Origin of the sequence: Kitasatospora sp. NPDC085895 (assembly GCF_040702125.1) — a bacterium.
Lineage (GTDB): Bacteria > Actinomycetota > Actinomycetes > Streptomycetales > Streptomycetaceae > Kitasatospora > Kitasatospora arboriphila.
The window spans coordinates 1-20856 of sequence record NZ_JBFBJY010000047.1 but is presented as its reverse complement, the minus strand read 5'-3'; the positions used below and the strand labels follow the sequence as shown (position 1 = coordinate 20856).

Annotated in this window: 17 protein-coding genes and 2 pseudogenes; 13 read left to right on the top strand and 6 right to left on the bottom strand. The window is 74.2% G+C overall.

Translation table 11 applies throughout. The features are described from left to right. Nucleotides 1-22 precede the first annotated feature (22 nt). A complete protein-coding gene (locus AB0442_RS25915) occupies nt 23-931 on the bottom strand; it encodes a lytic polysaccharide monooxygenase (protein WP_366165687.1) in 909 nt (302 codons plus the stop codon). 188 nt (nt 932-1119) lie between these two features. Beyond that, entirely contained in the window at nt 1120-1536 is a 417-nt protein-coding gene (gene tsaA, locus AB0442_RS25910; RefSeq protein WP_366165685.1) for a tRNA (N6-threonylcarbamoyladenosine(37)-N6)-methyltransferase TrmO, read from the bottom strand. Between the two features lie 159 nt (nt 1537-1695). Between tsaA and AB0442_RS25905 the strand changes: the two genes are divergently transcribed. Next, nucleotides 1696-2298: a DUF2871 domain-containing protein gene (locus AB0442_RS25905; RefSeq protein ID WP_366165683.1), complete on the top strand. Its 603-nt coding sequence runs from the start codon at nt 1696-1698 to the stop codon at nt 2296-2298. Here AB0442_RS25905 and AB0442_RS25900 read toward each other — a convergent pair. Beyond that, on the bottom strand, nt 2240-4303 hold the full coding sequence (locus AB0442_RS25900; RefSeq protein ID WP_366165681.1) for a discoidin domain-containing protein: 2064 nt from the start codon (nt 4301-4303) through the stop codon (nt 2240-2242). The two genes, AB0442_RS25905 and AB0442_RS25900, sit on opposite strands and share 59 nt — an antisense overlap. 286 nt (nt 4304-4589) lie before the next feature. On the opposite strand from AB0442_RS25900, the gene AB0442_RS25895 reads away from it, so the two are divergent. Beyond that, nucleotides 4590-4982 carry a nuclear transport factor 2 family protein gene (locus AB0442_RS25895; RefSeq protein WP_366165679.1) on the top strand — a complete coding sequence of 131 codons (393 nt, stop codon included), beginning with the start codon at nt 4590-4592 and terminating at the stop codon, nt 4980-4982. A gap of 654 nt (nt 4983-5636) precedes the next feature. After that, a complete protein-coding gene (locus tag AB0442_RS25890) occupies nt 5637-6842 on the top strand; it encodes an MFS transporter (protein WP_366165678.1) in 1206 nt (401 codons plus the stop codon). A 493-nt stretch (nt 6843-7335) separates the two neighbouring features. Here the strand turns inward: AB0442_RS25890 and AB0442_RS25885 are convergent, their stop codons facing one another. Beyond that, a complete protein-coding gene (locus AB0442_RS25885) occupies nt 7336-8106 on the bottom strand; it encodes an alpha/beta hydrolase (protein WP_366165676.1) in 771 nt (256 codons plus the stop codon). A gap of 61 nt (nt 8107-8167) precedes the next feature. On the opposite strand from AB0442_RS25885, the gene AB0442_RS25880 reads away from it, so the two are divergent. Then, nucleotides 8168-8587: a MarR family winged helix-turn-helix transcriptional regulator gene (locus AB0442_RS25880; RefSeq protein WP_366165674.1), complete on the top strand. Its 420-nt coding sequence runs from the start codon at nt 8168-8170 to the stop codon at nt 8585-8587. 22 nt (nt 8588-8609) lie between these two features. Here AB0442_RS25880 and paaK read toward each other — a convergent pair whose 3' ends face one another. Further along, complete coding sequence (gene paaK, locus AB0442_RS25875) at nt 8610-9959, bottom strand: phenylacetate--CoA ligase PaaK (protein WP_366165672.1); 1350 nt, start codon at nt 9957-9959, stop codon at nt 8610-8612. Between the two features lie 326 nt (nt 9960-10285). On the opposite strand from paaK, the gene AB0442_RS25870 reads away from it, so the two are divergent. The 8 genes and pseudogenes from AB0442_RS25870 to AB0442_RS25835 all read left to right on the top strand — a co-directional run bounded on the left by AB0442_RS25870 (nt 10286) and on the right by AB0442_RS25835 (nt 17712). Further along, a complete protein-coding gene (locus tag AB0442_RS25870) occupies nt 10286-11464 on the top strand; it encodes an FHA domain-containing protein (RefSeq protein WP_366165670.1) in 1179 nt (392 codons plus the stop codon). A gap of 101 nt (nt 11465-11565) precedes the next feature. Then, entirely contained in the window at nt 11566-14379 is a 2814-nt protein-coding gene (locus tag AB0442_RS25865) for a protein kinase (protein ID WP_366165668.1), read from the top strand. A gap of 205 nt (nt 14380-14584) precedes the next feature. Then, nucleotides 14585-14785, top strand: a complete 201-nt coding sequence (locus AB0442_RS25860) for a hypothetical protein (RefSeq protein WP_366165666.1) — start codon at nt 14585-14587, stop codon at nt 14783-14785. Nucleotides 14786-14830: 45 nt separating this feature from the next. After that, nucleotides 14831-15211, top strand: a complete 381-nt coding sequence (locus tag AB0442_RS25855) for an SAV_915 family protein (RefSeq protein ID WP_366165664.1) — start codon at nt 14831-14833, stop codon at nt 15209-15211. Next, nucleotides 15208-15510, top strand: coding sequence for a hypothetical protein (locus AB0442_RS25850; RefSeq protein ID WP_366165663.1), 303 nt, complete (start codon nt 15208-15210; stop codon nt 15508-15510). Before AB0442_RS25855 ends, AB0442_RS25850 begins: the two co-directional genes overlap by 4 nt. Then, nucleotides 15497-16894, top strand: a complete 1398-nt coding sequence (lysA, locus tag AB0442_RS25845; protein ID WP_366165661.1) for a diaminopimelate decarboxylase — start codon at nt 15497-15499, stop codon at nt 16892-16894. Before AB0442_RS25850 ends, lysA begins: the two co-directional genes overlap by 14 nt. Before the next feature lie 103 nt (nt 16895-16997). After that, nucleotides 16998-17225 (top strand): annotated as a pseudogene (locus AB0442_RS25840) (transposase); the annotation flags it as partial. Nucleotides 17226-17544: 319 nt separating this feature from the next. Further along, nucleotides 17545-17712, top strand: a complete 168-nt coding sequence (locus AB0442_RS25835) for a hypothetical protein (protein ID WP_366165744.1) — start codon at nt 17545-17547, stop codon at nt 17710-17712. A 575-nt stretch (nt 17713-18287) separates the two neighbouring features. Here AB0442_RS25835 and AB0442_RS25830 read toward each other — a convergent pair. Further along, on the bottom strand, nt 18288-19226 hold the full coding sequence (locus tag AB0442_RS25830; RefSeq protein WP_366165659.1) for a DPP IV N-terminal domain-containing protein: 939 nt from the start codon (nt 19224-19226) through the stop codon (nt 18288-18290). A 1222-nt stretch (nt 19227-20448) separates the two neighbouring features. Here AB0442_RS25830 and AB0442_RS25825 point away from each other — a divergent pair. Next, nucleotides 20449-20709: pseudogene (locus tag AB0442_RS25825) on the top strand (AraC family transcriptional regulator); the annotation flags it as partial. Nucleotides 20710-20856: the final 147 nt, after the last annotated feature.

Sequence of the window (20856 nt, the reverse complement as noted above, 5' to 3'; positions counted from 1 at the left end):
CCGGCCCGGCAGGGGCGACCCGTCAGACGGCGGCGGCCACCGTCCGGGTGCGCCGGTACAGGTACACCCCGGACGCGCCGGCCGAGACCAGCGACAGGCCCACCACGCCCAGCAGCACGGCGGAGGCGGCCGAGCCGGTGGCCGGCGTGACCGGGGCCGCCGCGAGCTCCGCGGTCGCCGCGGCCGCCGCCGCGCCGTGGTCGTGGTGGCTCACGGTGGACTTGGGCGCGTCGGCGACGACCTGCTGCTCGGTCGGCGTCCCCGGCGCGATCGGGGCGGCGAGGCCGGCCGCGGCCGCCGAACCGCCGAAGTCGACGTCCGAGCAGCCGTAGAACGCCTCCGGACTGTCGGTGCGCTGCCAGACCAGGTACACCAGCTGGCGGCCGGTGCGGCTGGGCAGCGTGCCGTTGAAGGTGTAGTAGCCGTTGGTCGCCGTCCGCCCGGTGGCGTACTGGGCGACCGGGTTGGCCAGGTCGAGGTCGGACCACTTGAGCGGCTGGGTCGGGTTGTAGCCGCTCTTGGTGATGTAGAGCGTCATGACGCCCTGGTGCGGGGCGGTGACGCGGAAGTTGAAGGCGTTGCTGCCCGCGGTGACGGAGGTGGCCGGCCAGTCGGTGCGGGCCATGTCGAGCGCCTTGTACTTGTCGCGGTTGGCCGAGCACAGCTTGCCGTCCGGAATGATCTGCTGGCTGCGGCCGTTCGCGTCGGCGATGTTGACCTCGTTCCAGTCGTACAGCGGCTGGGTGCCGCTCATCGCGACCAGGTCCTTGCAGACCTGGGACTGGGGGTGCTCGGGGCCCTCGGCGTAGCAGGCCGCCACCCGGCTGGTGGGGCCGAACAGCGAGCCGTGCGCGCTGGCCGTGCCGGCGGTCGCGGCCAGTGCGCCGGCCGTCAGCACGCCGGCGGCGAGGACTCTGCGGGTCCAGGACATGGTTCTCCTCGTACGGATTCGGGCCGGTTGTGGGGGAGAGGTGCGAACCCGGGGAGCCTGCGGGCGCGGCGGTGTGGACTCGACACACCGTCAGCCGCCCTGGAGCCTACGATTGGCCTATACCAATTGGCAAGGGGTCGGTGCGGCGGCCGGGTCGGAGGGGCGCGCCGGGGACGGGGGAGCCCGGGTCAGCGCTCGGCGGATCCGGGGAGGACCGGCTTGACGTCCAGGACCGGGGTGCCGTCCAGGGCCTCCAGGCCGCTGACGCGCAGGCGCAGCCCGTCGACGGCGAGGATCGTGACGCGGTGCAGCCCGATCGGGTTGGGGCGGTCGGGGGAGCGGGTGGCGAAGACGCCGGTCTCCGGACGGGCGAGGTCGCCACGCGGGTGCACGGCGAGCACCCCGCGGTCGGCGCGGTCGAGCCAGGTCAGCAGCAGGACCTCCTGGCCGGCCGCCAGTTCGCGCAGCCCCCGGGCCACCTCGGGCTCGAAGACCAGCCAGGTCTCCGGGGCGCCCTCGTCGCCCTGCCTCGGGGCCTCGGCCCGGGTCCGCAGCGGCGACTCCACCCGTCCGACCGCCCGCACCGTGAACTGCGCGTCCGCCATGCCCTCGAGCCTACGCCGCGGCCGGGCGGCCACGGGGGAGGACGGGCCGCGGCGGCGGGCCGGAGACCGCGGGATCTTCACCGGCGACCCGGTTGATGGCTCATCGGATTCCGGGTGAGGGTGGGGCCTCACGATCCCACCGGTCCGGAGGCGAGCAGTATGCGGAGAATCCTCAACACGGCGCACGTCTACATGATCCTCGGCGTGGTCAGCGGCCTGTACTACCGCGAGCTGACCAAGGCCGAGGACTTCACCGGCGACTCCCGACTCGGCGTCGTCCACACCCATCTGCTGGCCCTCGGGATGCTCTTCTTCCTCATCGTGCTGGTGCTGGAGAAGCAGTTCGGACTGACCGGCAGCAGACTCTTCCCCTGGTTCTACTGGATCTACAACGCGGGCCTCGCCCTCACCGTCGGCATGATGACCGTGCACGGGACGCTGACCGTGCTCGGCCACGAGAGCGGCGCGGCGATCGCCGGGATCGCCGGCCTCGGGCACATCCTGCTGACCGCCGGCCTCGTGCTGCTCTTCGTCAGCCTGGTCAAGCTCCTCCCGGCCGGCTCCGGGAGGGCCCCGCCGTCGGGGGCGAGCCGGCCGCGGCCGCACCGGCGCAGCCCCCGGCGGCCTGACGGCCGTACCCGTCGGAGGGAGCGGGGCCGGCGCCCGTCCGGACGCCGGCCCCACTCGTTCCTTCCGGCCCCGGTCAGGGACCGAAGACGCCGACCTCGTACAGCGAGTAGCCCCAGCCGGTGGCGCGCTTGACGCCGTGCACCCGCACGTAGCGGGCCTGGGCCGGGTCGAAGAAGGCCGTGTCGATGCCGCCGTTGCCCGCGGCGGTCGACCAGGCGGTGTGCCAGGTGCTGCCGTCGGCCGACAGCTCGATGCGGTACTCCCGGCCGTAGGCGCGCTCCCAGTCGAGGGTGACCCGGTTCACCGTCCGCGGCGAGCCGAGGTCCACCTGCAGCCACTGGTCGTCGCTCCAGCCGCTCGCCCAGCGGGTGCCCCGGTCGCCGTCCACCGCCCGGCCGGGCCGGTAACTGGTGAACAGGGACCACTCGGACGAGCTGGCGGCGGCCGCCCGGCCCGCGGCGAGGTCGGTGCCCGGCCGGTGGCCCTCGGTGGCCTTCCAGGTGTCCAGGTAGGACTGGGCGCCGTGCATCAGGTCGTCCACCACGTCCTGGCCGCCGCTGAGCCGCATCTGCTCGATCCAGTCCGGCACGAGGCCGTCGTGCGCCATGCCGTCCTTGTTGTAGTCCCAGATGCGGTCGCCGGTGACCTGCCGGTCGACCACCGAACCGCCGTCGGCGGTGCGGAACGGGTAGCGCACCGCATTGGGGGCGTCCTCGCCGACCGGACCCGGCCAGCCGCCGACCCCGTTCAGGTCCGTGCCGTAGCCGTACCCGACGTGGTACCGGTCGCGCAGCGCCTCCGTGCGGTGCGCCTCGGCGACGAAGCCCTCCGCGGAGTGCGCGTACTGCGCGGCGAACCCGCCGAGCCGGTACAGCCGCTCCGTCCACTGCAGGTCCATCCAGCTGTGGCTGGAGATCACACCCGGGTACGCCTGCGACTCCAGCAGCTCGAAGGCGCGGTCGGCCGCCTTCACGCTCATGTGGTCGACCTCCAGCATCATGTGACGCCGCATCATGCCGCGCACGGCGTACTCGCCGAGCCGGGTGAGGCCACGGGTGTTGCACTGGGCGTCGCCCGCGTACGTCGGGATCTGCACGCCCTTCGGCAGCAGCGACGCCGCCTGCGCGGTCGGCAGACCGATCGGGTTGTCGTGCTGCGGGCCGGCGCACTTCTCGGTCTTCCAGAACGTGCCGGTCGACAGGAACTGCCCGGCGTTCACCGCGACGCCGATGGTGCCCTCGTCGAAGCGGACGCCGCACAGCGCGTTGTCGAACTTGTGGCACAGGAACATGCTGCGCACCCCGAGCTCGTACAGCTCGTCGAGGCCGCGGTCGATGTCGCCCTCGTCGCACTGGGCGATGTCCAGGATCTGCTTGCAGCCGAACGGCTCGGAGGTCTCCACCCCGAGGACGACCGCCAGCTTGCCCTGCTCGATCACCTGCCGCGCCTGCGCGCTGTCGGTGACGATCCGGAACCAGCCCTTGCCCGGCCCGCCGTACATCCGGTCGATGTACGCCTGCAGGTCGTAGCTCTTCTGCGCCTCCAGCCGGATCGCCGTCATCTCGTCACAACTGCGGTCCTTGAACGGGTAGATCGAGCACAGCAGCCCGTTGGTGACGAGGTCGTTGACCAGGACGCGCTGGCCGCCGCGCCAGGCGCGCTCCACCCAGGCGTAGTAGTTCTGCTGGTGGCTCAGCGAGTCGTGGGCCGGCCAGTCCTTGAAGGTCGGCCAGCCCACCGGGTCGTGGTGGCCGTCGGCGCCGCCGGTGACGTTCTCGAACAGGGCGAGCGCGCCGTCGGGGTAGTGCTCCGGGCAGTCCTTGAGCGCGTCCGCCGCGCCCTTCTCTGAGAAGGTCGCGCCGCAGATGATGCGGCCGCCGAAACCCTCGTTGGACATCAGGTGGTTGTGCGCGTCCACGAAGCCGCGGACGTTTCCGTCGGCGTCGGTACCGGTGAACGGCGCCCCCGTCACGTTGATCTGCGAGTCGGGCGCGGGTCGGGCCGCGGGCTCCCACCAGCCGCCGGCGGCGTGCGCCGCGGGGGCCCGGACGGCGCCGAAGGCACCGGCGGTGAGGGCGAGAAGCAGCGCCACGAGGGTGGTGGCCGTGCGGCTTCTGCGGCGGTGATGCGTGGTCAAGGAATCGCACCTCGCTTCATCGGGAGGCGGTGGGGGATTTGTACTGCGCATGCCGTGCGGGATCCACCCGAGAATCGCGAGCGGCAAAGCACCCGTCAAGGCTCCGGGACGAATTGGCTACTGACCGGTAAACGGACGGATTTCCTCGGCAGCGGCGGACGGTGGCCCTCGCGGGCGTCTCGGTGTTGCTGACACCGGTATCAACACCACCCGTCGGGGGCTGTTCGGACCGCTGCGCGGCGGCCTAGGGTCGGTCCAGGACGAATCGCCCTCGGGAGGAGCGGGAATGGTGGAGAGCAGCGGACACGCACGGGTCGCGGAGCGGTTCCTCGCCGCGTTCGGGGCACGCGACGACGCGGGGCTGCGGGCACTGCTGGCCGAGGACGTCGTCTGGTCGATGCCGGGCAGCGGAACGATCTCCGGCGCCGTGCACGGCCGCGACGCCGCCGCCACCCGCGCCTGGGAGATCGCCGGACGCGGCGTCCGCACCGAACTGCTCCACGTCCTCGTCGGCCAGCACGGCGTCGCCCTCTCGCTCCACAACACCGCCCTCGCCGCCGACGGCCGCGAACTCGACGAGCACCTCGCCACCGTCCTCACCGTGCGGGACGGCGTGATCACCGCGATCGACAGCTACCTCTCGGACGTCGACGGCATGAGCGCCTTCTTCGCCCGCTGAGCGCCGGGCAACCGCGCGCACCAGGGGCGAGCCGGACCCGTCAGGAGCACCACTCCCGGACTGCACAGCCGTACCCCGGCCTGGCGGGCCGGAATGCCCCACGTGCCCCCGAATCGACCACCTGAGTGCCGTGAGGGCTGCTCCTGAACGGTGGTTCCCGGCACAGCACCGGCAGGCGGCCGGCCCGTCCGTGCGAACGGCTCCACCACCGCCAGGCCCGTTCGAGCGCCCCGACCTCGCACAGTCCGCGCGCCGCCGCCCGCGCGCAGAAGCAGTCCGCACGCTCGCGGGCGGCCCGGACCACCACGTCCAGGTGCCCGTGTGCGAGGAGCGAGTCCACCACCCGGGGTGGAACCCCACCGAGGTTGACCGCCTGCCGTGCGAGATCGTCGACGTCCACCCGGCGCAGCCCATGACCCGCCGCCGTCAGCGGGGTGGCTGCTCGCCGGCCGCCGGGGGCGGGAGCCCCCTGCGGGGGAACCGGTTCGGTGAAGGCGGTGGTGGGCGGGTGGTGAGGGACCGTAGGATTCCGGCATGGACATCTCCGGGCCGCACTGACAGGTCGACTCCGGCCGCCCCTCGCCCCTTCCGCGGGCGGGACGGGGCGGCGATCCGTCGACCCGTCATGTCCGTTTCCCGTACCGGAGATCACCCGTGTCCCGATCCTCCCGGGGCAGCGTCGGCTATCGCGCTGTCCTCTCCCTTCCGCATGCCCGTGCGCCGTTCGCCGCGGCGCTCCTCGCCCGGCTGAGCTACGGCGTCCTCCCGTTGCCGCTGCTGCTCGCGCTCCGCGACGGCACCGGCTCGTTCGCGGCGGCCGGTGCGGCCGCCGGTGTGTTCGGCCTGCTCTCGGCGCTGCTCGGCCCGGTCCGCGCCCGGCTGGTGTCCCGGCGGCCCGCCGCACTGATGGCCCTGACGTGCTGTTACACCCTGCTGCTGTTCGCACTGGCGGCCGGCTCCGCCGTCGGCCTGCCGTCCTGGGCGGCCCTGTTGCTGGCCGCGGCGGCCGGCGTCTTCCCGCCGCCCGTCGGGCCGTTGATGCGCACGGTGTGGGGCGAGCTGGCCGACGGCGAGGAGCAGCGCCGGTGCGCGCTGAGCCTCGACACGGTGGCCGAGTCGACGATCTTCGCCTGCGGTCCGGTCCTCGGCGGACTGCTCGCGGCGCACACCACGGCCGCCCGGGCGCTCGCCGTCTGCGCCCTGCTCGCATCGGCCGGATTCGCCGCGTTCGCCCGGGCGCTGCGCGGCCGGCCGACGGCCCTTCCGGAGCCCGCGGCGGGCGGCACGGTCCTCGGTCCGCTGCGGGCGCCCGGCTTCGCTCCGCTGCTGGCGGTGGTGTGCGCCGTCGCGGCGGCACTCGCGGTCGACGAGCTGGTGGTGGTCGCCGCCTGGGGTGCCGGCGCGGCCGGGCCGTTGCTCGCGCTGTTCTCGGTGGGCGGCGCGGTCGGCGGCCTGGTGTACGGGCGGCTGGCCTGGCGGGCCGCACCGGGACGGCGGCTGCTGCTGCTCGCGGCCGCGGCGACGGCCTGCTACGGGCTGCCGGCGGTGCTGTTCGCCCCGCCGGGTGCCGCGTTCGGCCTGTTCCTGGCGGGCGCCTGCACGGATGCCCTGCTGGTCACCGGCTACCTGCTGGTCGAGGACCTCGTCCCGGCCGGCGCCCGCACGGAGGCCGGGGCCTGGGTGAACACCGCCTACAACCTCGGCGGCGCCCTGGGCTCGGCCGCGGGCGGCCTGCTGGCGGACCGGGCCGCCCCGGCGGCGGCGTTCACCGCGGCGGCCGTGCTCCTCGGTGCGGTGACGGCCCTCGTCGCGCTGCGTCCCTCGCGGCTGCGCGGCCGCGCCGAACCGGCGGTGGTGTAGCGGGGTCCGGTTCCCGGGTGCGGGCGGGTGGACGGAGTTCGGGCAGGCAGGACGACGGCCCCACCCGCACCGTGCGCCGGCGACACCGTGACCCCTGCCGTGAACGCGGCGAAGCGCATCCCGGTGGGACCCTGGAACGAGGTGGTGTACGAGGAGCTCGAGGACGTCCCGGGGCCGGTGCGCAACCCGGGCCCGAGGGCTTCCTCCGGCGGACGAGGAGTGCCCGGTGGATGGTGACCGTCCCGGACCGGCGGGTTTGCCGCGGCGGCCGCACTTCGTGCGGACCGGTGGCGGTGCGCCCGCGCCGTCACGGTTCCGCCGGGTGCTGGCCCTGCTGGTCGGGCGGTTCCGCGCCGACCGGCGGGCCGGGGGCGATGGGGACGCAGGGGCCGATCCGACGGGCGTGCACCCCTTCACCGGGTTCAACGCCAACGGGCGGGAGCACTCGGGTGGCGCCGGCTGAGCCCACTGCCCGGAGCCGGAGCCGGGCGGGTCAGGCGAGGTGGGCGTCGAGGAGGGCGAAGGTGGCCTCGGGCTGCTCGATGTGCGGGAGGTGGCCGGCGGCGGGGACGAGGGCGAGGCGGGCGTCGGCGAAGGCACGGGCGTAGGCGGCGCCGTACGCGGGGGTGACGATCCGGTCGCTCTCGCCCCAGACGAGCAGGGCGGGGACCTCGACCCCGCCGAGCCGGCCGAGCAGCTCGGGGTCGTGCATGTAGGGGTCGCCGGCGAGGGCGCGCATGGTGGCCGTGTTGCCCTGGCGGCGGGCGAGTTCGGCGGCGGGGAGCCCGGCCGGGTCGACGTGGTACCGCTCGGCGTCGTGCCAGGCGTGCTCGGCGAGGCCGTGGGCGTCGAGGGTGAGGACGTCGCGGATCGGCTCGCCCTCGACGTGCACGCCGACGGCGTTGACCAGGACGAGGCCGCCGACCGTCCCGGCGGTGTCCCGGACGGCCATCTCGGCGGCGATCCAGCCGCCGAGGGAGGAGCCGACCAGCAGGACGTCGGTCAGCCCGCGGTCGCGGAGCAGCCGCAGGTAGACCTGCGCGAGGTCGGCGATGCGGGTGAGCCGGTCGGGGCGGTGGGTGCCGTCCCAGCCGGGGTGGACGGGGGTGAGGGTGTGCAGGGTGCGGGCGAGGTGGGCCGAGAGGCCGGCCACGGTGGCGGGCCCGCCGCCGCCGTGGAGGACCAGGGCGGGGCGGCCCGTTCCGTTCTCGGTGAGGGTGATGGTCAGGTCGTCGTCGAGCGCGACTGCGCGGTTCGTGGTCATGGGCCGAGCATAACTAAGGATGCTTATATAAGCTAGCTTGGTCATGGCCTAGAATCGGCCCATGCACAGTGATCTGCAGGAACTCGGCAGAGCGGTCAAGCAGGTCCAGCACCGTCAGCACCGGGCGCTGGAGACCGGACTCGCCGCGGTCGGCACCACCCTCGCCCAGTGGGACGCGCTGCGCGCCGTCGGCCGGCAGCCCGGCGCCTCGGCCCGCACCCTCGCCGCCGAGACCTTCCAGACCGAGCAGGCCTTCGGCACCCTCGCCGGCCGGCTCGTCGCCCAGGGCCTGATCGAGCGGACCCCCGGCCACGGCCGGCGCATCGACCACCGGCTGACACCCGCCGGCGAACGGATGCTGGAGGCCGGCCGCACCGTTGCGGAGGAGGTCCTCGCCGAGTGCTACGCGGACCTGCCGGCCGCCGACCGCACGGCCCTGCTCGGCCTGCTCCACCGGGTGCTCGGCGAGGAGCCCGTCTGACGGTCCGTCCGGCCCGGGCGGCTCAGCGGTTGCGGGTGTCGACGACCCGGCGGAGCTTGCCGACCGAGCGCTCCAGGGTGTCGGGCGGCACGACCTCCACGGCGACGCTCACGCCGACGCCGTCCTTGACGCCCGCGGCGATGGCGGCGGCCGCGGCCTCGCGCTGCTCGGGGGTGGCGTCCGGGCGGCACTCCACCCGGACGGACATGTGGTCCATCCGGCCGCGCCGGGTCAGCTCCAGCTGGAAGTGCGGCGCGACCGCCGGGGTGCGCAGCACGATCTCCTCGATCTGGGTGGGGAAGACGTTGACCCCGCGCAGGATGATCATGTCGTCTGAGCGGCCGGTGACCTTCTCCATCCGGCGGAACGCCGGACGGGCGGTGCCGGGCAGCAGCCGGGTGAGGTCGCGGGTGCGGTAGCGGACGATCGGCATCGCCTCCTTGGTGAGGGAGGTGAAGACGAGTTCGCCGCCCTCGCCGTCCGGCAGGCTCTCGTCGGAGAGCGGGTCGACCACCTCGGGGTAGAAGTGGTCCTCCCAGACGTGCAGGCCGTCCTTGGTCTCCACGCACTCGGCGGAGACGCCGGGGCCGATCACCTCGGACAGCCCGTAGATGTCGACCGCGTGCAGGTCGAGGCGCTCCTCGATCTCGCGCCGCATCTCCTCCGTCCACGGCTCGGCGCCGAAGATGCCCACCCGCAGCGAGGTGCTGCGCGGGTCGACGCCCTGCCGCTCGAACTCGTCCAGCAGGGTGAGCATGTACGAGGGGGTGACCATGATGATCTCGGGCTCGAAGTCCCGGATGATCTGCACCTGGCGGGCCGTCATGCCGCCGGAGGCGGGGATCACCGTGCAGCCGGCCCGTTCGGCGCCGTAGTGCGCGCCGAGGCCGCCGGTGAACAGGCCGTAGCCGTAGGCGATGTGCACCTTGTGGCCGGGCCGGCCGCCGGCCGCGCGGATCGAGCGGGCGACGACGTCCGCCCAGACGGACAGGTCGTTCTCGGTGTAGCCGACCACGGTGGGACGGCCGGTGGTGCCGCTGGAGGCGTGCACCCGCCGGACGTCGGCCATCGGCACGGCGAACATCCCGAACGGGTAGTTGTCCCGCAGGTCGGCCTTGGTGGTGAACGGGAAGCGCGCCAGGTCCGCGAGGGTGCGGCAGTCCTCGGGGCGGACGCCGGCCGCGTCGAAGGAGCGGCGGTAGAACTCGACGTTCGCGTACGCGTGCCGCAGGGTCTGCCGGAGGCGGCGGAGCTGGAGCTCGGCCAGCTCCTGCCGGTCGAGGCGCTCGCCGGCGTCCCGCAGGTCGGCGGGCAGCGGCTCGCCGAGGCGGTGCGCCCCGTCCCGATGGTGCTCCGTGCCGCTGCCGCTCATCACGCCTCCAGCCAATGCCCACCGACCGTTCGGTCGGTGCCGGGAATCCCAGTAATCCAGCCACGGACACGCATGTCAAGGGCTGTCCGCAGCCCGGACGGCCGCCCCGGCGGCAAGCCGGACGACCCCCCGGGCGGACCGCTCGGTCGGGCACCCGGGAACAGCCCGGAAGCAGCCCGCAGCCGGCCCGTCCGGGGCCGGGCGCCCGGCCATTACCATCCCGGAGCGCCCGTGGGCCCGGTTTGCCGGATTACGGTCTGCGGGGCCGCGGGAGTCGCTAGCCTCTCCTGCTGTACGGGGCGGGCCGGCTGCATGGGGTGACGGGCGTGGCGAGTGACCTGGCGGCCTTCCGCGGCATGGAACGCCATCTCCGGGGCGAACCGGATCAGGCCGACTACCTGATCGACCTCTCCAACATCGTCCGCGAGACCGCGCTCGGCGGCGGCACCCGCCGCTCCCTGGAGCGGCTGCGGCTCGTCCTCGCGGCGCTCTGCCGGACCACCGGCGACCCCGACGTCACCGTCCACGCGATCGCCGACAACAGCCTGCTCGACCGCAGGTACGACGACGAGTTCCCCGACCCCGGCGAACCCGGCCTGCTGCGCGAGTGGCGGGACCGCGGACTGATCGCCGCCATCGGCAAGGCCGACCCGGACCTGCTCGACCACGCGAAGGTCTTCGGCACCCCGGTCGTCAGCAGCGACAACTTCACCGGCCACCGCGGCGACCACCCCTGGATCCAGGGCGACCGCGAGCACTTCCTCAGGCCGGAACGCCCCGCCCGGGGCGGTCCCGTCCGGCTGGTCCGGCGGGACATGCGGGTCGTCGCCGACCGGGAGATCTCCCGCGAGGGCGAACGCGACGACCTCAAGGCGCGCAACCTGATGCTCGGCGGCCGTCCCCGCGCGGACATCCTCGAACGCTCCTGGCGCTGCCCCCGGCAGGCCTGCAACCCGGGCCCGGCGATCCGCGGCGGCAAGGTCGTCTGCCGCAGCCACGGCACCCTGCTCGCCGACGCCGGGCCCCGGCGCCCCCGCCTCCAGCTCAAGATCCTCGTCGACGGGCAGTGCCAGGCCTGGGAGAACCTCGCCGAGGACGAGGGCCGCGAATTCGCCCTCGGCCGCGGCCACCTCGCCCGGATCGACCCCGGACTCCTCGCCGAGCGGCGCCGCCTGGCCGTCAGCCGCCACCACCTGGTGATCGTCGCCCACCGCGGCACCCTCCGCGTCCTGGACACCAGCAAGGGACGCAGCCGGATCCGCACCCTGCGCCCCGGCGGCGCGGCCTCGCCGTGGCGGACGCTGCCGCACCGCGACGACCTGGCCGCGGGAGGGGCGGACGTCGCCCGGTACGGCGGGTTCGGCCCGGACGACGAGATCGAGCTGGTGCCCGGTGTCGTCCTCCGCCGCAGCGGACAGCGCTGGCCGGGCGAGCGCGCCGAGGGCGTCCGGGCCCGACCGCCCCGGCGGCCGGGGAAGGACGACGAGCTGACCCGGACGGACTGAGTCGGGCGGGCGGATCCGGACGGACCGGCCCGGACGGACCGGCCCGGGCGGGCGGATCCGGACAGGTCGAGAACGGCGGCGGCACGGGCAGAGGGGGGCGAGTGGAGCACCTGCAGCAGGACGATCCCGAACTGATCGGCCGCTACCGGCTGTTCGCGCTGCTCGGCCGGGGCGGCTGGGGCAACGTCTACTTCGCCCGCACCGAGTACGGCCGCGCGGTCGCCCTCAAGACCGTCCGCCCCGACCGGCTCGCCGAGGCCCCCGAACGGTTCCGCACCCGGTTCGCCCGGGAGGTCCAGGCCGCCCGCGCGGTCGGCTCCGAGTACACCGCCGAGGTCGTCGACGCCGACACCGACGCCCCCGAACCCTGGTTCGCCGCCCGCTACATCCCCGGCATCGACCTCGCCGACGCCCTCGACCTGCACGGCGCCCCGCTGCCCCAGCGGACCTGGCGTGTGCTGGCCACCGGCCTCACCGACGCCCTGCGCGGCATCCACGCCGCCGGCCTGGTGCACCGCGACCTCAAACTGGCCAACGTCCTGCTCGCCGGCACCGGGCCCGCCGTCATCGACTTCGGCATCGCCCGCCACCTCGCCCCCGCGCACGGCGGCACCCTGACCGCCACCGGCGTCGCGCTGCGCACCACCACCTTCGCCTCGCCCGAGCAGCTCCGCGACGAACGCGTCGGCCCGGCCAGCGACATGTTCGCGCTGGGCCTCGTCCTCGCCTACACCGCCCTCGCCCGGCACCCGTTCGGGCCGGGATCCGCCATGCAGATCGGCGCGAACATCCTCCAGGGCAGGCCGCAGCTCGACGGCATGCCGCCGACGCTGGAGCGGATCGTCCGGCCCTGCCTGGAGCCGAAGCCGCAGAACCGGCCGGACCCGGCGGAGTTCGCCGGTCTGCTGCCCGCCGACGCCCAGCCGCGGGGCCGGGACTGGCTGCCGCCGGTGCTGCGGGAGGCCGTCGACGAGCGGTCGGCGATCGCCCTCGATCTGGCCGAGCCGATGCGCAGCGGGCGGGCGTGGTCGGTGCGGTCCGGTCCGGCGACGCCCACGCCGACGCCCGCTCCCGCACCGGCGGCCGACGGCCTGCCGGCGGCGGGTGCACGGGCCCTGCGGGAGCGGAGCCTCGCGTCCGCGCCGACCGGTGGACCGGGGGAGGAGTCGACCACCCTGCCGCCGACCGCTCCGGCGAAGGTCGAGGTGCCCCCGCCCACACCCCCGCCTGCCGCCGCGGTGAAGGGGCGGCCGGGCACCCCCGGCGCGAAGTTCCTGGCGGACGCCGAGGCCGGCGACACCGAGGCGATGCGGCGGTTGGCCGCCTCCCTCAAGCAGGCGGGCGATCCCGAGGGGGCGCTGCACTGGTTCCGGCGGTCCGCCGAGGGCGGCAACCCCACCGGCGCCCGCGAGGCCGCCTTCCTCATCGAGCAGCGGCTGCCCCACCACCTCCCCAAGGCGGCGGCGCTGTACCGCCAGGCGGCCGAGGCCGGAGACCTGCACGCCGCGATGCGGCTCGGCGAGCTGATGGAGAAGGAACCCGGCGGGCTGGCCGACGCCCTGCAGTGGTTCGAGAAGGCCGCCGAGCGCAACCACCCGAAGGCCGCCGACGCCGTCCTGCGGGTGCGGGCCGCCGCGGCGCACAGCACGGTGCCCGCCGCCGAGCGGACCGCGCTGCGCCAGCACCGGGCCGCCGCACTGGACGGCGACAGCAACGCCATGCTGGCGCTGGGCACCTGGTACCACAAGGAGAAGCGGCCCCAGGAGGCGCTGGTCTGGTACTGGCGCGCCGCCGAGGCCGGCCACGCCCACGGCATGCTGCTGACCGCGCAGCTCCTGGGCAAGGACCCGCAGCGGCAGGCCGAGTCGGCGGACTGGTACCGCCGGGCCGGGGCCGCCGGAAACACCGAGGCGCTGCACGTCGTCGGACGGCGCCTCCGCGAGGAGGGACGGACCGCGGAGGCGATCGACCACCTCCGCCGGGCCGGCGAACGGGACCACCTCCCGTCGATGGTCGAAGCGGCCGCGCTGCTGGAGAGCACCGGCCAGCGGGTCCGGGCCCTCGAGTGGTACGACCGCGCCGCCGCGAAGGGGCACGCCGGGGCGGCGCAGGAAGCCCGCCGCCTCCGGGCCGCCTCCGCACCCGCGGCCGGGAAGACCGCGCCGTCGAAGACGGCCGCTCCGCCGAAGGCGGCAGCGCAGCAGGCCGCGGGCCAGAAGGCCGCCGCGCCCAAGGCCACGGCGAAGGCCGCTGCCGCGCCCGCGGAGAAGCCGTCGGCGAAGGCGGCCCGCACCGCGGACGCGGACGCCCGGGCCGCCGCGCGGGCGGAGGCCGGCGGGCACGAGCGGACCGGCCGGCTGCAGGACGCCCTCCGCTTCTACACCCAGGCCGAGGCCCTGGGCGACAAGGAGGCCAAGCACGAGATCGCCCGGATCTGTCTGAAGCTGCGCGACCGGACCGACGATCCCGAGGAGCGCCGGCGGCTGCGGAAGCGCGCCGTCAAGCGGTACCGCGAACTGGCCGAGGCCGGCGACCCCAGGGCGATCCACGCGATGGCCGAGCTCGACACCACCAACAGCGAGAAGTGGCAGCGCCAGTCCGCACTGGCGGGCAGCACCAAGGCCATGCGAGAGGTCGCGCGGACCCACCTGGAGGCCGACGGCCCCGGCGACGTCCGCACCGCACTGGACTGGCTCCGCCGGGCCGGCCAGGCCGGGAACAACGCCGCGATCATGGACGGCGCCCGGGCGTGCGAGGCCCGCGGCGACATCCGGGAGGCCATCGACTGGTACCGCTGGGCCGCGGAGTGCGGCAACGAGCGGGCCGCCCGGGAGGCCGACCGCCTGGAGACGAGCCACGTCGGGACGGCCATCTGGCGCCGCCTGTCCGGCCGGCTCCGCCGCACCCTCGGGTGACGGGCGAGCCACGGGCACGGTGCGGAGCGGCGCCGTGCAGTGCCGTGCCGTGGTACGGCGGCGTCAGGGACGCGTCAAGGCGGGGCCCGTCCGCGTAGGCCGTGCGTCAAGAACCGGTACCCGGGGAGGGCGGAGGGAATCCACTGGTGGAGCGGGACCCGGGTAGCCGGGCCGCCCGTCCGACCACCGGAAGGAAGCACCTGCCGTGACCGACCGCCATGTCCTCGCCGCCGTCCTCGCCGCCGTCCCCGTGCCGTCGAGCAGCCGCCGGGCCGTGCCGCCGGCCGAGGTGCGGGGGACCGCCCTCACCCTCCTCCGGGCCGCCGCCGACGGCTCGGAGGAACCGCGGGCAGACCACGCCCGCACCACCGGCAACTGCCGCACGGCACTGCAGTACCTCGACTGACGGCACCTCACCGACCCTCCCGACCAGGCCACCCGAGGACGAGCGATGACCACCGACACCACCGTGCCCGACGAACCCGACGAACCCGGGACACCCGGCGGTCCGGCGGCGCATGCCCTGCGCTTCGTGCCCGTCCGGACCACCGGCCCGGTGCAGGTGCTGCGGTTCTTCCGGCACCGCGACGGCAGCTGCTGCGCCGTCGCCTTCAGCACCGCCGCCGCCCTGCACGCCCTGCTCGGCCCCGACCAGGAGGCGGCCGAACTCACCGAACCCGCCCTGCGCGGCCTCACCGCCCCGCTCGGCATCGACCGCCTCGTCCTCGACCCGGGACTGGTCGCGCCCCACCCCGGTGGCACCGGGTTCCCCGCCGGCGCCACGCTCCGCGGGCTGCCCGCCGCCGAACGGCCGCTGGAACGGCAGTGGTGACGCTGCGTCCGCTGCACGCCGTCGTCCGGCTCTGCCACGGCCCCGCGCCCCTCGACTTCGACCACCTGGCGGCGCGCTGCCCCGCCGTACGGTCCGGCCTCGCGCTGGCCGGAGAGGCCGACCTCGAACTCCTCCTCGCCTGCACCGGCCCCCGCGAACTGCACGCCGTGGTCGTGGAACTGCGCCGGGCCGGCGCCACCCGCCTCCGCGTCGAGCTGGTGCTCCGCACCCTCGTCCCGGCCGCCGTCCCCGCAGCGCCGCCGTCCCCGCCCCTCCTCGGCAGGAGTGCCGCGCCATGACCACGCTGTCCGCCCACCCGCCCACCCGCCCACCGGTCGCCCGTCCGCGGGTCCCCGTCCGTCCGCCGGCCCGGCCGGCACCCGGCCGCTCGGCAGCCCCTGGCCGGCCTCCGCCCGGCCCGGCCCCGGCGGCGACCTGCTGATCGGCGGTGTCGGCCTCGTCGAGGCCGCCGACCGCTTCGGCACCCCGCTGTACGTCCTGGACGAGGCCGAGGTCCGCAGCCGCGCCCGGGCCTGGCGCCGCGCCCTGCCGCACGCCGACGTGCACTACGCCGCCAAGGCCTTCCTGTGCAGCGCCATGGCCGACTGGATCGCCGAGGAGGGCCTCGGCCTGGACGTCTGCTCGGCCGGCGAGCTCCGGCTGGCCGCCGCCGCGGGTTTCCCGGCGCAGCGGATCCTGCTGCACGGCAACGCCAAGAGCCCGGAGGAGCTCCGGCTCGCCCGGCGGCTGCGGGTCGGCCGGATCGTCGTCGACGGCCTCTCCGAGATCCCCGGGATCGCCGCCCCGGCCGACGCCGGCACCCCGCAGCGGGTGCTGCTCCGGGTGGTGCCCGGCATCGCCGCCGGCCACCACAGCGCCGTGCGGACCGGCACCGACGGGCAGAAGTTCGGCTTCCGGATCGCCGGCGGGGACGCAGCCGAGGCGGTCGCCCGCATCCTCGGCCGACCCGGCCTCGACCTCGCCGGACTGCACTGCCACCTCGGCTCGCAGATCACCGACACCGCGCCCTACCTCGCCGCGGTGGACCGGCTGGTCGCCCTGCTGGCGGCGGTCCGCGACCGGCACGGCCGTGAACTCCCCGAACTGGACCTCGGAGGCGGCCACGGCATCCGCTACCTGCCCGGGGACGGCGAACTGGATCCCGCCCGCTTCGCCCGTGCGGTCGGGACGCGACTGGCCGAACGTTGCGCCGCACACGGCCTCGCCGTGCCCCGGCTGATCGTCGAGCCCGGCCGGGCGATCGCCGGGCCGGCCGGTGTCGCCGTCTACCGCGTCCTGTCGGTGAAGCACACCGCCGACGGCCGGCGGTTCGCGGCCGTCGACGGCGGGATGAGCGACAACCCGCGCCCGGCGCTGTACGGCTCCGCCTACCAGGTCCGCCCCGTCGGCCGCAGCGGCAGCGGGCCGACCGCCCCGACGGACGTCGTCGGACGGCACTGCGAGGCCGGGGACGTCCTCGTCCGCGGCGCCGCAGTGCCCGTGGACCTGCGGGCGGGCGACCTGCTGGCCGTCCCCGCCGCGGGCGCCTACCAACTGTCGATGGCCTCCGGCTACAACCTGGTCGGCCGTCCCGCGGTGGCCGCCGTCCGGGACGGCCGGATCCGGCTGCTGATCCGCCGCGAGACCGTCGAGGACTTCCGCGCCCGCGAGGTCGGCCGGTAGGCGTTGTCTTCAAGGGAGCACGGCTGCCCGCCCAGGGCCTGTCCGACGGGTCGCACGAGCTGGTCGGCTTCGTCTACGTGTGGGCCGACGTGGTGCACATAGGGGACTGCGGGAGTCGACCGAGTTGTGGGCCGATCTGCTGCGGGACTGCCGCCGCCGGGGCATGCGCGACCCCGAGTTGGTCGTTGGCGACGGCGCGATGGGCCTGTGGAAGGCGCTGCGGGAGGTGTGCCCCGCTGCCCGCCATCAAAGGTGCTGGGTTCATGAGGCCCGAAACGTCGCGAACGCCCCGCCGAAATCCGCGCAACCGGGCGCAACGAAGGCGATGCGGAGCGCCGCTCGCTCGGCTGGCGGGTCGAGACCTACGGCGCTCCGACGCTGTACGGGGCCGTCGCGGGGATCGTCGACCGCCGCCCGGTGCCCGAAGTTCGCCGGCGCGGTCGACCGCTTCCGCGAGGAGCGGGTGCGGGCCGCGGTCGAGGGGGTCGAGCGGAACCGGTCCGATGGCCGGCAGCAGGCGGTGCGTGGGCCGGTGTTCGTGACCACCCAGGAGTTCCGGGCCGCGCTCGCCGACCGGTACGCACCGTGCACGGTTTCCGGCTGCGCCCGGGCGGCTGACCGGCACGGGCGCAACAGCGGGAAACGAGGGTGTGTACAAGGAGGGCATCTCGGAGGCCATCGCCCTCAACGAGCGGGAGCCGGGCGAGTGGGACACCGCGCTGGCGCGGCTGCTGGAGCAGGACGGACGGAGGAAGCCCTCGCACTGCTCCGCTCCTCCACCCACTACTTGGTTCACCATGACTTGCCCGACATGCTGATCAGGCACGGCCGCCCGGCCGCGGCCCTCGATGCCATTGCCACGATCGCCGAGAGTCGCGCGGCTGCCGAACGGCGGAAGCGGGAGCGGGAACGAGAGGCGGCGGAGCAGCGGGAGCAGGACGATCCTTGGGCCGCTACGGGCGGGTTCAGCGTGGAGCCGCCGTTCTAGCCTGGAGCGCCACGGTCAAACTGCGCTGAGACGGGACAGCGGTGGTCCTCGCACCGGCTTCTGGCAGGACGGTGAGTTCCCCCGGTCCCGGTGAGTTGCTGTCCCGTCTCACCGAACCTTGACCGATCTCACCGAACTTTGACCGGTGCCCCCTGCTGCGGTGTCACATCGTCTGGGGCGCCTCGCTGCTCGCAGCCGTCGAGGCGGAGCCGACCGAGCCGCTCGGGGAACCGGTCAGGCGCCGCGTCGCACCCTGAACGCCGGCTCGAAAAACAGCCGCCGCCTGGATCATCCGAGACTGCAGGCGACACGTTCCATCAGACGCGGGTGAGCCTGCGCGGGTGGCGCGGGCCGGCACCCAGCTCCCCGGACCTGGTCGGGGTGCCGGCCTCTCGGACTGGCGTTTCACGGGCGCCAGTCTGCCTCCAGGTCATGGGAGTCGTTCTGGGTGAGCTGGGTCAGTGCGGTGCCGTCTGCCCGTACCAGGTAGAGGTGTTCGGGGTCCGCGTCGTCGGTACCGCCCCTGGTGAAGACCAGCCTGCTGCCGTCCGGGGACCAGGAGGGGTTCTTGTCGTTGAAAAGCCCCCCGGTGATGCTGTGGAGTCCGGTGCCGTCCGGGCGGACGAGGTAGAGGTGGGCAAAGCCGGAGGAGTCCACGCGGCTGAAGGCGATCCGGTTGCCGTGCGACCAGTCGGGCGTCGAGTCGTGGGAGCTGGGCCCGGTGACCGCCGTCTGGGCCAGCGTGGACAGCTGGATCTTCATCACCCTGCTGTGTCCGCCCGCGTCCGCGCGGTTGAACGCGAGGTACTTGCCGTCCGGGGACCACGTCGGATGGAGGTCGTCAGCGGCGGTGTGGGTGAGCCGGGTGGCGGAAGTGCCGTCGATGTCGGCCACATAGATCTCGTGCTGGGTGCCGACCGGCTTGGCGTAGGCGATCCGCTTGCCGTCCGGGGACCACGCCGGGTCGGAGGCGCCTTTGGTGCCGGGGACGGCCTTCAGGTCGCTGCCCGTGGTGTTCATCGTCCAGATGCCGTCGATGGCGCCACCGGATCCGTAGCGGACGAAGGCCACCCGCTTGCCGTCCGGGGACCAACTGGGCATCACGTCACTGACGGTGGGGGTGTGGGTGAGTTTGACGGTCGTGCCGCCACTGGGGGAGATCGCGTAGAGGTCTTCCGTGGGCGCTGCCGCGGTGTAGCGGGCGAAGACGATCGAATGTGCGCCCGCCGGCCCTGCCGACCCCGCCGCCCCCGCGTCGCCTGCGGCGCCGAGGGTCACGGGTACGGCCATGGCCATCGCCGCGGCGGTCACCACCGCCCAGCGGCGCCGCGTCGTGCCGTTCACGCCGGTCCCGCCGATTCCCCCAGCCCTTCCGCCGGTTCTTCCACTGCCGCGGCCGTTGCGGTGCCGCTGACGTGTCAAGGTGTCCACTCCATCCCTCCCCGCGGCCTGCTGCGGGCCGCTCCCGCCGCAAACATCCCACCGACGGGGCTAAGGGGGAAGCAACGGCACCTGCCAGTACGAGCCCTGTGCCATGTTCCGTACACCGCTGTTACATGCCAAGCGCGTTGCGGAGGCCCGCACTTGGTTCTTCCGCTGGGACTGCACCGGAACCGCGTGCGCCGTGCCGGCGTCTCCGCCGCCGCAAGTGGAGAGCACCATCGGCACCGACCATCGGCACGACGAGCCACTGCTGATGCGCCAGGTCAGCGACATCCCACGCCAGCGAAGGCCGCTCTGTCAGAGCCGCAGTGCTCCCCTTATTCGAACCTACACGCCCCGGCCTGGAGCGCACACGTTGCCGCGAACATGATCGACCGCATCCTACCGACGTGGCGGCTGGGCACGCGGGGGAGTGCCTGAGCCGTGCCGTCAAACCTCAGCGTCAAAGGACAGCGTCCTCCCGCAGAGGCAAATCGCCGAGCCACCGGCGTCTCACTCAATCCAGTCCGCGCAGGTCAACACGATCCGGTCGACTAACTTCGTTGCGGCAGGTCAAGGCCATCCAATTGGCAGGAGCACGGCACGAGAGCCCGACGTACGACTGCTTCGGGCCCCTGAACAGCAGTGATCCACCTTCGCTGTCACAAACTGCGTTCGATCCAACTTCGGTGTCAATCGGTCCAGCTCCGCTGTCACACGTCAACCGGTGACCTGTCTCACCGAAGGCTGCGCGTATCTCAGCGAGGGTTGACGGAACCGACTCCGTCTCAGCGAAGGTTGAGTGTGCAGGTCCGGCTTCGTCCGGCGCCTCAGAAGGGAGGGGACGATGGACGTCCAACCGGAGAACAGCAACTCTGTCGAAGCGGCGTGGGAGTTCCAGGCGCGCGCGGCCGCAGACTGGGACGAGCGCTCCCGGAACTCCACCACGACATGGGTACCTCCCATCCTCGCTGCTCTCGTTGACCGAGCACGGAGGAGCTCACTGACGGCGCGGCCGGCTGCCCCTGCTGAGCGGGGCAAGGACGGGACACGGCGGCCGGGAAACTACACTGCCGGCTCGGCCTTGCGGATGGCCGGATGACGGGGGGCACGACGTATGTAGTCGACGGTATCGACGGCTTCCATTCCGGTTGCCGACCGGTTCGAGTGGTTCACCGATGCGGTCGGCCGCGACATCGCGCCGACGTCCGTCACCAGCGAGTACGCGGGCGACTTCCGGGCGGAGGCCTCGGCGTTGGACCTCGGCGAGGTTCAGGTGGCCCGTTACGTCCACGTCCCGGTGCGGTCGCGTCGGCCCCCCGCGCTGATCCGGCGCGGCGACCCCGAGCTGTACCAGGTGGCCCTCATCACCGGCAATCCGATGTGGATCACACAACAGCGCAACGAATCGGGCCCGGTGACGGGTAACCTGGTGTTCTTCGACACCTCCCACCCGTTGAAAGTTCCCGGAGGGCAGGTGGGCCAGCGTCGAGCCCTTGCCGTCCGCGATGACCTGCTCGACGGTCGCGTGCTGCCGGTGGTGGAGCTCGGC